Genomic DNA, 13,349 nt, shown 5'->3' on the forward strand with positions numbered 1-13,349 from the left:
AATAAATATGAATTAGAATTGACGTTCTGATTTCGATAGGCTGTTTGTTGCTGCCATGTCAACACGCGCAAAGCCCCGCTCGGCTGAAAAAAAGCTCGCCGTCGATTCCGTCAGCCGCAAGCCCCAGCAGGGGCGCAGCAAGGCGTCGCTCGAACGCATGGTCGCGGCGGCCGAAAAACTCATGCTCGAACGCGGAAGCGAAGAGTTCACCCTCCAGGAAGTGAGCCAGGAAGGCAGCGTCTCGATCGGGTCCATCTACTTGCGGTTCGAAAGCAAGGAGAACCTCGTCCGCGCCGTGATCGGCAATCATCTCAAGCGCATGGAAGTGCGCGAGGACGAGATGATGGCCCGCGTGCATGAGCAGTCCGACTCGCTGGTCACCGTCGTTCCGGCCTTCGTCGAGAACTACGCCGAACTGCTGCGCGAGGAAGCGCCGCTCCTGCGCCAGAGCATGGCCCGCGCCGCTTTCGACCCACTGGTCGCCGGTCCCGGCCGCCAGAGCGCCAACCGTGCCGCCGCCCTGGGGATCGGTGCCATGCTGAACTACAGCGACCAGTTCGGCGGCAGCGATCACGAGCGCAAGGCCAATGCCGCCTACCAGATCATCTTCGCCACGCTCGCCCGCCAGCTGAGCCTCGGTTCCACCGGAGAATCGGTCCATCCGCAGGACTGGAAAGAACTGAAGATCGAGCTGGGCCGGATGTGCCTGGCCTATCTCAAGACCGACTTCTGAACAGAAGCGCGAGATTCGCGGCCGGCTGATCCCGGCCGCACAAAATAAGGGGCGCGGCAGCGATGCCACGCCCCTCCCCATTTTGCGTGGGGCAGTTTGCCGCGGGCCCGCGGAGGAGAAATGCAGGCCCGCGAAGACGGTATCCGGCGTCAGAAGTTGACGCTCGCCCGCACGCCGTAAGTACGCGGGGGCTGGAACTGGTAGTTGTTGGTGTGCGAGACGAAGTTCTGCTGCGCATAGGCCAGCACGTTCTTGTCGAAGATGTTGCGCACGAAGGCGATCACCTTCCAGCCGCCTACGTCCGGCTCGTAACCGAGCGAAGCATTGGCGACCACGAAATCGTCGGTCGAGATGTCGTCGACGTTGAAGGCCGAGAAGTAGTACTTCGACGAGAACTTCGCGTCGGCATGGGCAGTGACCTTGCCGGCACCCACGACGAAGTCCTGGTCGATCGAACCGGTGACGGTGAACGACGGGGCATTGGGCAGGCGATTGCCGCTGATGTCCTGCGGATTGCCATCGCCGTCGTCGACGATGATGCCGTCCCCGAACTTGGTGTGCAGGTAGGCCGCATTGATGCCGATCCGGGTGGTTTCGCCCAGGAGCGCCTTCACTTCGCCTTCGACGCCGAAGATCTTCGCCGAACCGACGTTGAAGATGCCGCTGCCCTGGAGCACGTCCGAGGTCTGCGAGGCCTGGTAGCCACGGTAGTTCGAATAAAACACGTCGCCATTGAGCTGCAGCTTGTTGCCCATCAGCGAGTTCTTGGTGCCGATCTCGAAGGCATCCAGCTGCTCGGGATCGTAAGGCACCGAAGCGGAACTGCCGTTCGAATTGAAGCCGCCGGACTTGTAGCCGCGGTCGTACTTCGCATAGATCAGCGTGTCAGGCATGGGACGATAGTTCAGGCCGACATGCCAGGTCGGCTGCCCGTCGCTCAGCCTGCCGTCGCCCGCCACCGGGAAGCTCAAGGCCGGCGCGAAGGGGCTGGACAGGGCCTGCAGGTCCAGGAACGCCTGCCCGCTGCGCACTTTCTTGTCCCAGGTGTAGCGGCCGCCAAGGCTGAGTTCGAGCTGGTCGGTCAGGTCGTAGTCGACCTGGGCGAACACGGCCTGCGAGCGCGTCTTGATCTTGTAGTCGAACTTGATGCCGTACTGGTCCGGCTGGCCGAGCGCCGCCAAGGGACCGCCATCCGCGAACAGGCCGGTCATGTCGAGGTTGAACAGGCCGGAATCGACCGTGTTGTTCTCGCTGAACCGGAAATAGCCGGCCTGGAAGAACAGCTTCGATGCGCTGTCGTTGCTCACCCGGAATTCGTGGTTCCAGGTCTTCGGGCGCTCGTTCTGGCGGAACTGGCGGTTGGCGGGATATTCCGGGCCGGTGGCGTCGAGAACGTTGTGCCAGTTCTGGCTGTCGTAGCCGCCGGCATAGATGAAGTTGAGATTGCTGTCGGTCGAGTAGGCCAGCTCCCAGCGGACGCGGTCCCCCTCCAGCGTGGTCTTCTGTGCAGCATCGCCCGGGAAGGCGCCCAGGTCCTTGAAGCTGGGCTTCGGCCCGCCCAGCGTGCCGCGCAGGATGGCATCGCCGTTCACGGTGCGGGAATCGTGCTGGTAGGACACCCATGCCGAAAGACCGCCCGACTTGTACATCGCCTGGATACGGCCCGAGGCGAAGTCCTCGTCGTCCCCGGAGGTGGTCGGTCCGTCGATCTTGCGATAGCCCTTGTGGGTCAGGTACGTGCCCGAGGCGCGGATCGCGAACGTATCGCTCACTGCCAGGTTCGCGCCCATCTCACCGGTGAACGCGCCGAAGTTGCCCACTTCGACCGCGCTATAGCCGCCGTTCACGAACTGCGGGCGATTGGTGATGATGCTCACCAGGCCGCCGGTCGAGTTACGGCCGTTGAGCGTGCCCTGCGGGCCCTTCAGCACTTCGATGCGCGCCAGATCGTACATCGACGAGTTCAGCGAGAAAGAACGGTTGGTGTAGAAACCGTCACGCGACACGGGAACGGACGGGTCGCCGATTTCCGTCACGTCGGTCGAGGCAATGCCGCGCACCGCGACATAAGCTGCGCCTGCGGACGGAGAGATGTTCACGCTGGCGTCGATCGACGCAAGGTCGCGCACCGAAGCGATGCCGGCATCGCGCAGTGCATCACCCGAATAGACGTTGAGCGCGGTCGGCGTGTCCTGCGCGCTCGAAGCCGTGCGGTTGGCAGTGACGATGATGTCGCCAAGGCCGGTGGGCTGTTCCTGCGCCGCGGTTTCGCCGGCAGGCTGCGGCGCGGATTCCGTCTGGGCCATGGCGGTCATCGGAACGGCCAGCGCGGACGTGGAAAGAAGCACGAATGCCAGTCTCATCAAACTCTCCCTAGTCGGCGCCGCTTTGCGATCGGGCGCCTTTATAAAACCGGAATGCTTATTCTAATTAGATCACGAATCGGCACCCGTCAAGGCAGCAGAGCGCCTTCGTGAAGCACACGCGAAAGGCGGCGCGTTTCCTGGGCTCAAAAGCCGGAAACGCGCCGCCTTCGGTGCGATGCGATGGTTTTTCGGGGGGTGGTTCGGACGGCGGAATAGCCCCCGAAACTGGCCGTCAGCCGCCTTTGCGGATGTCCCTAGCGGATGGCCAGCGCCGGTATGGTCTGCACCGGACGATAGCCCAGCAGCTGCCCGGCGGTCTCGACCAGAGGCTCGCGCCCGATGGCGATGGCGAGGCCCTGCGTCACTTGCCGCAGCTGTCCGCAATCCAGCCAGGGATGTCCGGCGCCGTACTGGTTCGCCATCCCGAGGTTCATCCGCTCCAGCGCGCGCTGGCCGTTCTTCGCGCCATAGGCATGGAGATAGGCGCTGCGCATGTGCCGCGCCGCCGTGTCGAGATCGCCGCGATGCTGCCGGCTGAACGTGCGGTAATCGGTATCGAAGCCCTCTCCCCGGCTCTCGCACCGCATGGCCGTGACTTTCAGCATCGCGTCCAGACGCTGCACGCGTTCCGATCCGTCATCGCCGATCGCCGCCGGTTTCGGAGCGGCTGCTGCCGGGAGCGCTGCCAGCGCGGCCACCGCGCCTGCGATCGCCAGGAAGGATCGGCTTTTGCTTACGCGCGTTTCAGGCTTGTTGCTCATCTTCGTGCTCCTCCTCCAATGGCGGGTTTTCGTCCCGTCCCAGGGCAAGAGTTTACACGAGTTGGTTAACATCGCCTAAAGCCGGTGACGAGGCGTGCAATCTCCGGCCGCGACATTGCCGGAGCGCGCCGGCACTCTATATCTGCACCGTCGCAATCGACTTGCATCAGAAGGATTTACACGATGACCATCGCCGTTGGAGACAAGCTGCCTGACGTGAAGCTGATCAAGGCCGGCGAAAGCGGCCCCGAACCCGTGCAGAGCGCGGCGTTCTTCGCCGGCCGCAAGGTCGCGCTGTTCTCGGTTCCCGGCGCCTTCACCCCGACCTGCTCGGCCAAGCACCTGCCTGGCTTCGTGGACAAGGCCGCCGAACTGAAGGCCAAGGGCGTCGACGAGATCGCCTGCACCGCCGTCAACGACGCCTTCGTGATGGGCGCCTGGGGCAAGGCCTCGGGCTCTGCCGATGTCACCATGCTGTCCGACGGCAATGGCGACTTCGTGAAGGCCATGGACCTGGTGATGGACGGCACCGGCTTCGGCATGGGCCACCGCGGCCAGCGCTTCTCGATGGTCGTGAACGACGGCGTGGTGGAGCAGATCAACGTCGAGGCGCCCGGTGCCTTCGAAGTCAGCTCCGCCGACCACATGCTCGGCCAGCTCTGAACTGCATGTGAAAAGGCGCTGAAAGGCGCCCCGGGCGAACTGGCCGAAATGGCCTTTCGCCTGGACCAGGGGCGGCCTTCCTGGGGGACGGCCGCCCTTTCCTTTGCCCTTGCGGCATCGACGGGGCGTTGGCTTTCCGTCCAGGCCGATGGCGCCTTGCCGCGACCCGGACGGATGGCTAGCCTCGCGCCAAAGTGAGGAGTTTTCATGGCACGTTCGGTTATCGTCACCGGTGGTTTCGGCATTCTCGGCGCGGCAGTGGCCGCCGCATTCGCCCGCACCGGCGACAAGGTGGCGCGTATCGACTTCGCGCCCGAGGCCCGTGACCCGCTGGTCGGCGCGCTCGACATCGGCGGCGTGGACCTGACCGACGCCGCCGCCACCCAGTCCGCGCTCGACCGGGTTGCCGCTGCGCATGGCGGGATCGACGTGCTGGTCAATGTCGCGGGCGGCTTCACCTGGGAAACGCTGGAAGGCGGATCGCTGGCGAGCTGGGCGCGCATGCAGGCCATGAACCTCACGACGGCGGCCACGATCACCCAGCTTGCCCTGCCCCAACTCAAGGCATCGGCGGCGGGCCGGGTCATCAGCATCGGCGCCGGAGCGGCGGTAAAGGCCGGCATGGGCATGGGCGCCTACGCCGCTTCCAAGTCGGGCGTCCACCGCCTGACCGAGGCGCTCGCCGAAGAACTCGCCGGCACCCGCGTCACCGTCAACGCCATCCTGCCCAGCATCATCGACACGCCGACCAACCGGGCGGACATGCCGGATGCGGACTTCGCCACCTGGGTTCAGCCCGAAGCGATAGCGGACGTGATCGCCTTCCTCGCCTCCGACGCCGGCCGCGCCGTTACCGGAGCGCTGATCCCGGTCACGCGCGGAGGCTAAGGCCCAGGCGGGGATGACGGGCCTCAGCCCGGCCCGCGCCTGTCCCGGAAGATCAGTCCCGCTCGCCGAACAGGCGGCAGGCCACGGCATCGAGCCGCGCCACCAGTGCCGGGTCGCGCGCATCGGGCGCGGTTATCAAGGCATGATCGAGCGCCCGGTCGATGGGGCTGGGTGCGCGTTCGGGCGGTAGGCCGGCCGCCAGGCTCCGCAGCATGTCGCGCGCGACTTTTGCATTGGCATGCATAACTTCCAGGACATGGCTGACTTCGACGCCGGCCTCTTCCTCGCGCCAGGAATCGTAGTCAGTGACCATGCCCAGCATGGCGTAAGGAAGCTCCGCCTCCCGCGCGAGCTTCGCTTCGGGCATGCCGGTCATGCCGATCACGTCGGCGCCCCAGTTCCGATACATCCGGCTTTCCGCGCGGGTCGAGAACTGCGGCCCCTCCATCGCGAGGTAGCAGCCGGCGCGATGGACCCTGGCTCCCGCCGCTTCGGCCGCAGCCCCTGCCATTGCGGAAAGGCGCGGGCAGACGGGATCGGCCAGGCTGACATGCGCGACCAGCCCCGTGCCGAAGAAGCTGCCCGTACGCCCCGTGGTCCGGTCGATGAACTGGTCGACCATGACCATGTGCCCCGGCGCCATCTCCTCACGCAGCGAGCCGATCGCGGAGAGCGCCAGCACGTCGGTAGCGCCGCAGCGCTTGAGCACGTCGATATTGGCCCGGTAATTCACGGCGGATGGCGGAATGGCGTGACCCGCGCCGTGGCGTGCGATGAACGTGAAGCGCACACCACCAAGCCAGCCGGTGGTCACCGGGCCGGAAGGCGCGCCGAAGGGGCTGGAGACCGTGATCTCCTGCGCCTCGTCCAGTTCGATGCCGGCGGCGAGACCCGATCCGCCCAGAATGCCGATGTGCCAGAAGCTGCTTTTTTCAGCGCGCAAGGATACCTGCCATGATGATGTCGATCGTGTGTTCGCGGTAGCGGTCGCGCAGTTCCTCGGTCAACGTGTCCTGGTCGAAGCAATGCTTCAGCACCAGCCGCGCCGAGAAGAATCGGTCCACCGCCCCGGTCACCGTGAAGTAGAAAAGTTGCGGATCGATTTCACGGAACACCCCTGCCCGCACACCGTCGCCAATGAGCTGTTCATAGGCGCGGTAGATCGGCGAGAGGTAGCAGTCGGCAATGCGGCGCGCCTCGGTATCGTCGCTTTCGCGCACCATGCGCATGGTCAGGCGGTTCAGGTAGGGAACCTCGTAGAAGGTATCGACGACCTTCCAGAGATGGCGCCGCAACTTGGCCTCGGGCGACCAGCCGTCCTTGGCCACCAGCGCGTCGACGCTGGTGACGATCGATTGCCAGTCGCGGTCGAGCAGCGCCTTGAGCAGCCCGGCCTTGTTGCCGAAGTAGTACTTCACCAGCGCCGAATTGAGGCCCGAGCGTAGCGACAGTTCGGACAGCGAGATGTCGATCACGTCGCCGTCACGCATGATGGCGCTCGCCGTCTCGAGCAACTGGGCGCGGGCGCCGGGCGGCGGCGCGCCGGTCTCGCTTGTGGAATTGCCTTGCGCCATGTCCCGGTTTCCGCCCCTGTTCCCCGAAACGCTTACTTCGGGCCCATGCGGATCGCGCCGTCGAGCCGGACGGATTCGCCGTTCATATAGTCATGCTCCAGCATGAAGAGAGCGAGCTTCGCATATTCGTCCGGCTTGCCCAGGCGCTTGGGGAACGGAACCATGGCGGCCAGCGAATCCTGTACCTGCTGCGGCATGCCGGTCATCATCGGCGTCTCGAAAATGCCGGGGAGGATCGTGTTCACGCGGATTCCCTCACTCATGAGGTCGCGCGCGATCGGCAGGGTCATCGCCAGCACACCGCCTTTCGACGCCGCATAGGCCGCCTGCCCGATCTGCCCGTCCTGCGCCGCGATCGAGGCCGTGTTGACGATGGCGCCCCGCGCCCCGGCGTCATCGACGGGATCGAGCGTGACCATGCCCGCCGCCGCCTTGCTGATGCAGCGGAAAGTGCCGATGAGATTGATGCCGATGGCCTTCTCGAACAGGGCCATGTCGTGCGCGCGCGGCGCGCCGGTCTCGCGGTTCCGGCCGACGGTCCTGGAAGCAGGCGCGATGCCGGCGCAATTGACCAGCACCCGTTCCTGTCCATGAGCGGCGCGGGCCTTGGCGAAGCCGGCATCGACGCTGGCATCGTCAGTCACGTCGACCTGGCAGAACACGCCGCCGATCTCTGCCGCAATGGCTTCTCCGGCATCGGCGTTAAGGTCGAACACGGCGACCTTCACACCCTGCTCCGCCAGCGCGCGCGCCGTGGCTGCGCCCAGGCCCGATGCCGCGCCGGTAACGACGGCGGCAAGGCTGCTGTCCAGTTTCATGCTGCTTCCCCTTCCTGCCCGCACAGGCCAGCCCCACCGAACGGCGAGGGCATGCCTGCCCGATGACCTGGACCTGATGATTCAGGCCCGACGATTTAATCAACCGGTTAAGCAGCTGAAACCGGCAGGTCAATCGGGCAGAGTGAAATCGCGCCCCGGCGTCATGGCCTGGCGCCGTCGCCTGGCGTCGTCGGCCGGCGGGGGCCCCGGCGCGGGGGCCCGCTCCGTGAGCAGGATGGCGCGCTGAATCAGCCCACCGGGTCCATGCCGCGCTGGATCTGCGAACGCTCGATGTTCGAACGATCGCCGCGGCGCTGTTCTTCCCACTGGCTCTTGCTCATGCAGATCTTCTTTGCGCGCAGACGCGAGCCGATTTCCTCCACCCGCTGGCAGATCATCGGGTCCTTCTTCTCGATGTCGTTCTTGGCGACGGACGTGGCCGGAACCGCGGCCGGCGCAACCGGTGCAGTCTGCGCCATCGTTTGGCCCGTTACCTGGGGCGCCGGGTCGCTTGCCAGCGCGGGGTTGGCTGCCAGGACGCAGGCAGCGACGGCAACTCGTGTGATCATGTGCATCGTGTAACTCCGTGGCGCCGACCTTTGGGTTCGCGCGCCGAAAAGACTGGATGAAACGAAGGTAAATCGGGACGTATCGCACTTCAAGTGCGCGCTACGTCGAAGGCGAGCGTCATGCGCTCGCCCGCGGCGAAAGGCCGGGTCCCATGCCACATCCACGACGGGAACAGCACGAGCCGCGCCGGCTTCGGCTCCGCCGAAACGCGCGGGGCAAGATCGCCCAGTCCTGCGGGCGCACCACTCAGATCGAGCCATCCCTCGCCGGGAGGAAGGCCTTGCGGAACAGCGAGATAGAGCGCCGAGCTGATCCAGCCTTGCGGGTGATGATGCGGCGCATGAAAGCCCGCGCCGGCCAGCCGTACCGACCAGCTACCGGCAAACCGCGGACGCCGGCCTCGCTTCCGCGCAAGCGTGGGGTGGGCGGCATCGACCGGCGGAAGGCTGTCTTCGAATTTTGCGATTTCGCCGCGCAGGACTTCGCGGATGCGCGTGATTTCCGGTTCGCATCGCGCCAGCAAGACCCCGTCCGTCTGAGTCCCCCCGCGAACGGACTGATCGAGGAACCGACCGGATCGCGCATGGAGACCGCGCAGCATCGGCACGAGCGCGTCCAGCCCGATCTCGGCAGGATCGAGGTCGATCACGCGGACAAGCCCCTCCGCCTCCAACCAAGCAGACCGCGGATCGCCTGCCAGTCGCCAGGCCAGGGCCGCGTAAGGCCAGATCGCTTCCGCGCCCTCCCCGGCGAGAAGAGGCTCCATTTCCGAGACGGCCTGCGCGGCCTCCCCCCGTCGCAGCAGATGGCGCAGGCGCCAGACCGCATGGCCCTGATCGGTCGCGGCACCCAGAGCGGCGAATGCGGCGGCCGCTTCCTCGCCCCGTCCCAGTTCGTCTAGCGCAGCCGCCCGCGCCAGGAGGAACGTGCGAACCGGCCCGTGAACAGCGATCGCGCGGTCCGCTGCGGCCAGGACTTCGGCATGGCGCTCGCCGGAAAGCAGCAGTTCGATAGCGAGCGCCCGCAAGCCATCGCTCTGGGGGAAGCGCTGCAAGGCCGCCTCGATGCTCGCCAGCAGCCGGCCATCCTGCCCCACCATGACGGACAACTGGGCGAACTGGCGATGTCCTTCCATCCAGCCGGGGTTGGCCGCGAGCATCGCCTCCAGCTCGGCCAGGCCGCGCGGCCCTTCCCCTTCGGCAAGCCGCGCCGAGGCGAGCCCCAGCCGGATCTCGCCTTTCGCGGGGGCCAACAGGGTCGCCTGCTCGAACAGCCGCGCCGAGGGGCGCCCCGCCTCCAGCGAGACATGCGCCAGCGCATGGACCACACCGCCATTGTCCGGCGCCAGCCGCTGCGCCGCCTCCAGCGCGGCAATGGCACCGTCACGGCGGTCGAGCGCGCGGCGCAGCATCGCGGTCCAATGGAGGACGGTGACATCGGCGGGATGGCGGCGCGGATTGCGGGCCAGCCAGGCCGCCAGCCGCGCTTCGGCCTGTTCCTCGTCGCCGCGGGCGAGCGCCTGTTCCGCCAGTTCGGCCAGCGCCTGCCTCTCGTCCCCGGGCACGGACACTAGCGCCCGTCCACGTCGCGGCCCGCCGCGGCAATCGTCGCCGCCACCGCCCCGCGCTCGGTTTCGGCAAGGCCGTAATGCCAGACGTCGAAAATCAGCACGATCCTGAGGACATCGGTGGGATTCATCGCCTCGTGCTCGATCGTATCGTCGAACGCGAAAGCCGCGCCTTCCCGCCATTCCCGCGTCTCGGCACCGACGCGGAACCAGCAACCCGGCGGGACGACGAGCGGCAGGTGGCAGACCAGCCGCGTATTGTCGACGCCGACATGAGGCGGGATCGCGGTGTGCGGCGCCAGCAGCGAAAACATCGCATTCGGGGAGGCGCCGGCAACTTGCGGCTGTGGCAGGCGCGAGAGGATCTCCATCGTGCGCGGCGCCTGCGCGGCGTTGTGCGTCACTTCCCTGCCGTGTCGCAGCAGATGGATCGCGCTCCAGTCCCGGCTGCGGTTCAGCGGCCGCCACTGCGCCAGGTTCTCGCGGTCCTCATATTGGATATAGGGTTCCAGCTCGGCGCGCTCGGACTGCATCAGCGCCAGCATCTCCGCACGGATCGCCTCGAAACCGGCCTCCACTTCGGCCAGCCAAGGTGTCGCATGGCGGGGATGGAACTCCCGCTCGACCAGGCCGGGATAATGGAAATGCGTGGGTTCGCTGTGATAGACCCGCGTCTTGCGCAGGATATTGTCGCGGAACCGCGCCATCCGCCAGTCCAGATCGGCATCGGCATCGGCCTCGATAGTCTCGGCCTCTTGGCCCGCCGTCCGCGCGACTTGCTCCAGGTGCTGGCCGCGCTCCTCCAGCCAGTTGGCATGAAACGCCCTCCCCGCCGCTACGGCAGCTTCGAGCGGCGACGGCATGGGGCCATCCGGCAACTGCGCCAGGGCTTCGCCCCAGGCCGCGCCCGCCTGGGCATCGCCGATCCGCTCCAGCAGCCCGGCCCGCATGACAAGCGCCATGAAGTCGAGCGGCGCCAGGTCCAGCGCGCGGTGGACAGCCTCCAGCGCCTTGTGCGGCTGCCGCAAGGCCCGGCGCAGACCCGCCAGCTTGAGCCATTGCGCCATGAGCGCCGGCACATCGAGCGGCGGCAGTTCGAAATCGGGCGAACCCGATTCCGATCCGGCACTCTCCAGCAAAATCTGCAGGGCCTGCGCCGCGGCCGGGAGGTTGCCCGCCGCCGTCAGCCGGTCCACTTGCGCGAAAGTCGTAGTCCCTGAGTTCATTGCCCCCCCGAGCGTGTTCAGACCGGATCGATGTCGAGGTCCGGCGGGCCGCCCCAGGCCGGCACCCGGTCGTCCTCAAGCGAATAACCGAAGCGCTCCACCCAGGGCCGCAGGATATCCAGCACCGGCTCAAGATGCTTCTCGTACCGCCGCCAGCGCCCGGCCGCGCGGGTATAGATCGCCTCGGTGACCTGGGCGTAGCTGGCCGTACGCACCACGCCGCGCGCACGCGCGGCTTCGCGGTGGTCGAACGCCTCGCCGGCCCACGGCAGGTCCAGCCAGTCGAACAGCGGTGCCAGCTCGCGCGCCTGGTCTGCAACCAGCCTTTCGTAAACGACCGTACGGACCGGCAGGTCGAACACCTCCCGCGCCTGCTCCCAATAGGAGAAGGTGAGATCGTAGAACCGCGCCGCCGTCTCCAGATCCAGGAAATTGCTCATGGCATTGTTGGGGCGGAAGTTGGTGATGAAGCAGCTGAGGATGACGTCGCAGGGGTGCCGCAGCGCCAGCACGAAGCGGGCATCGGGGAACAGGCGGCGGATCACCGGGACTTTGCCCAGGTGCAGCGGGTGCTTGTCGATGATCAGCGTGTCTGGCGCCAACGTATCCGGCCCCAGCGGCGCATGCTGGGATACGCGCTCGAAGTAACGGGCCCGTGCGGCAACGATGGCCTCGGCATCCAGCCCTGCCAAAGCGTTCACGCCGCCAAGCTGCGTCTCGATTTCTCCGAAGAAAGGTTCCTCTTCCAGCACCAGGGTGTTCGGCGCCGTCATCAGCATCGTATCGAGCAACGTCGTGCCTGAACGAGGAAAGCCCAGCAGAATGACCGGAGAGGCACGATCGGCAGGCGGGGTCTCGCTCCAGCCGCCCAGCCACTGCGGCGTCACGAGCGCCCGATCCCGCGCGAGATCGCCGCGGAATCGCTCGGCGCGAACGGCAGGCTGCGACGGCTCGTCGAGATGACTGGCGTTCATGGCGGCGAATTCGCCGAAAGCCTCGTCATAGCGCCCCATGCGGTCGAGCATGATGCCGCGAAGCTGATGGCGGCGATTGGCCACGACCACCTCGCCCGACTGCTCCAGCGCCTCGAATGCCTGCCCGAAGTCCTCGGCCCGCTTGAAACGCAGGGCATCGATATAGGCCAGCGATTGCGCATCGGTTCCGCTGGCAAGGGCGCGCTCACGCAAGGGTTCCAGCTCCGCCTCGCGGTTGCTGCGTTCGTAGACGGCAGCAAGCCCGACGAAGGACGGGCCCAGTGCCGGCTCGATGACAAGAGCGGCCTCGAACTGGCCTTCGGCGATGGCATAGTCGTTACGCCGGGCGGCTTCCTGACCGTAATCGGATTGCAACGCGGCATTGCCGGGCGCGCGCCGCGCGGCCTCGGCGATGGCTTCGTACTGGCGATCCTCGATACCGTTATCGTGGTAAAAACGCGCCAGAGTCAGCATCGGCACATGATCGTTCGGGAAATCGCGCGCCGCATCGCGCAGCACGGTCTCCCCTTCCTCCACACGTTCCGCGAGGAGCAAGGCCGTCCCCAGATTGACACGGATCGGCGGGGAATCGGGAGCCAGCGCCATCGCGCGCTGCAGCACCTCGATGGCTTCCGCCGCCTCTCCCTGCTCGCTAAGAGTGTTGCCGAGATTGTTCAGCAGCGACCAATCGTCCGGCTGCCTCGCCAGGACATGGCGATAAAGCCGTGCGGCCTTGGCAAAATCTCCGGCCTCCTGCGCCAGATGCGCACCGAGCCGGGCAAGGCGCAGGCTCGGTTCAGCGAAAGCGCAGGCCTCATCGCAGAGCGCCAGAGCCTCGTCCTTGCGATCGGTCCGCAAATAGGATTCGGCCAGATTGGTGCGCACGACCAGGTCCTGCGGTCGCAGGGAATGGGCGCGCTCCAGATATGTCGCAGCACGCGAAAAATCGCCGCGGTGGAACTCAACCGCACCGCCGAGAGCGGCCAGCGCGGGATCTTCGGGTTCGGCTGCCACGGCCGCGACGACGGCCTGCGCCGCTTCGTCGAGCCGCCCCATGCGAGCCAATCCGGCAATCCGGCGAAGCTCATCCGAGGGATTGGGCTTTTCCGATGGCTTGGCGGTCGTGGTCATGCAGGGGTCCGAATTGCTTGGCGGACGTGTCCGCCGGAAACAGAAGCGGCGGCCCTCCGGGGAAGACCGCCGCCAAAG

Annotated in this window: 12 protein-coding genes; 3 read left to right on the forward strand and 9 right to left on the reverse strand. The window is 66.5% G+C overall.

Features of this window, described 5'->3' with window-relative positions:
• The first annotated feature begins 55 nt into the window (after nt 1–55).
• A complete protein-coding gene (locus AC1VV3_RS04510; protein WP_132263391.1) occupies nt 56–733 on the forward strand; it encodes a TetR/AcrR family transcriptional regulator in 678 nt (225 codons plus the stop codon).
• 149 nt (nt 734–882) lie between these two features.
• Here the strand turns inward: AC1VV3_RS04510 and AC1VV3_RS04515 are convergent, their stop codons facing one another.
• Together AC1VV3_RS04515 and AC1VV3_RS04520 are read right to left on the reverse strand one after the other, a co-directional pair.
• Nucleotides 883–3,096 (reverse strand): TonB-dependent receptor, encoded by a 2,214-nt coding sequence (locus AC1VV3_RS04515; RefSeq protein WP_431566929.1) that lies wholly within the window; start codon nt 3,094–3,096, stop codon nt 883–885.
• Between the two features lie 257 nt (nt 3,097–3,353).
• Nucleotides 3,354–3,860 carry an S-adenosyl-L-homocysteine hydrolase gene (locus AC1VV3_RS04520; RefSeq protein ID WP_132263394.1) on the reverse strand — a complete coding sequence of 169 codons (507 nt, stop codon included), beginning with the start codon at nt 3,858–3,860 and terminating at the stop codon, nt 3,354–3,356.
• A 183-nt stretch (nt 3,861–4,043) separates the two neighbouring features.
• Between AC1VV3_RS04520 and AC1VV3_RS04525 the strand changes: the two genes are divergently transcribed.
• On the forward strand, nt 4,044–4,523 hold the full coding sequence (locus tag AC1VV3_RS04525; protein WP_132263396.1) for a peroxiredoxin: 480 nt from the start codon (nt 4,044–4,046) through the stop codon (nt 4,521–4,523).
• A 207-nt stretch (nt 4,524–4,730) separates the two neighbouring features.
• Nucleotides 4,731–5,411, forward strand: a complete 681-nt coding sequence (locus AC1VV3_RS04530; protein WP_134093145.1) for an SDR family NAD(P)-dependent oxidoreductase — start codon at nt 4,731–4,733, stop codon at nt 5,409–5,411.
• Between the two features lie 52 nt (nt 5,412–5,463).
• On the opposite strand, the gene mtnP is transcribed toward AC1VV3_RS04530, so the two are convergent.
• The 7 genes from mtnP to AC1VV3_RS04565 form a co-directional block, all read right to left on the reverse strand.
• Nucleotides 5,464–6,354, reverse strand: a complete 891-nt coding sequence (gene mtnP, locus AC1VV3_RS04535) for an S-methyl-5'-thioadenosine phosphorylase (protein WP_431566930.1) — start codon at nt 6,352–6,354, stop codon at nt 5,464–5,466.
• Nucleotides 6,344–6,985, reverse strand: a complete 642-nt coding sequence (locus AC1VV3_RS04540; RefSeq protein WP_132263401.1) for a TetR family transcriptional regulator — start codon at nt 6,983–6,985, stop codon at nt 6,344–6,346. The genes mtnP and AC1VV3_RS04540 overlap by 11 nt, the downstream gene beginning before the upstream one ends.
• A 32-nt stretch (nt 6,986–7,017) precedes the next feature.
• Nucleotides 7,018–7,803 carry an SDR family oxidoreductase gene (locus AC1VV3_RS04545; protein ID WP_431566931.1) on the reverse strand — a complete coding sequence of 262 codons (786 nt, stop codon included), beginning with the start codon at nt 7,801–7,803 and terminating at the stop codon, nt 7,018–7,020.
• 248 nt (nt 7,804–8,051) lie between these two features.
• On the reverse strand, nt 8,052–8,372 hold the full coding sequence (locus AC1VV3_RS04550; RefSeq protein WP_482961969.1) for a hypothetical protein: 321 nt from the start codon (nt 8,370–8,372) through the stop codon (nt 8,052–8,054).
• 89 nt (nt 8,373–8,461) lie between these two features.
• On the reverse strand, nt 8,462–9,937 hold the full coding sequence (locus tag AC1VV3_RS04555; protein WP_465128119.1) for a 2OG-Fe(II) oxygenase family protein: 1,476 nt from the start codon (nt 9,935–9,937) through the stop codon (nt 8,462–8,464).
• 5 nt (nt 9,938–9,942) lie between these two features.
• Entirely contained in the window at nt 9,943–11,166 is a 1,224-nt protein-coding gene (locus AC1VV3_RS04560; protein WP_431566934.1) for an aspartyl/asparaginyl beta-hydroxylase domain-containing protein, read from the reverse strand.
• A gap of 17 nt (nt 11,167–11,183) precedes the next feature.
• Entirely contained in the window at nt 11,184–13,271 is a 2,088-nt protein-coding gene (locus AC1VV3_RS04565) for a tetratricopeptide repeat-containing sulfotransferase family protein (protein WP_431566935.1), read from the reverse strand.
• Nucleotides 13,272–13,349: the final 78 nt, after the last annotated feature.

The sequence above is a fragment of the Novosphingobium sp. BL-S-34 genome (genome assembly GCF_056857015.1).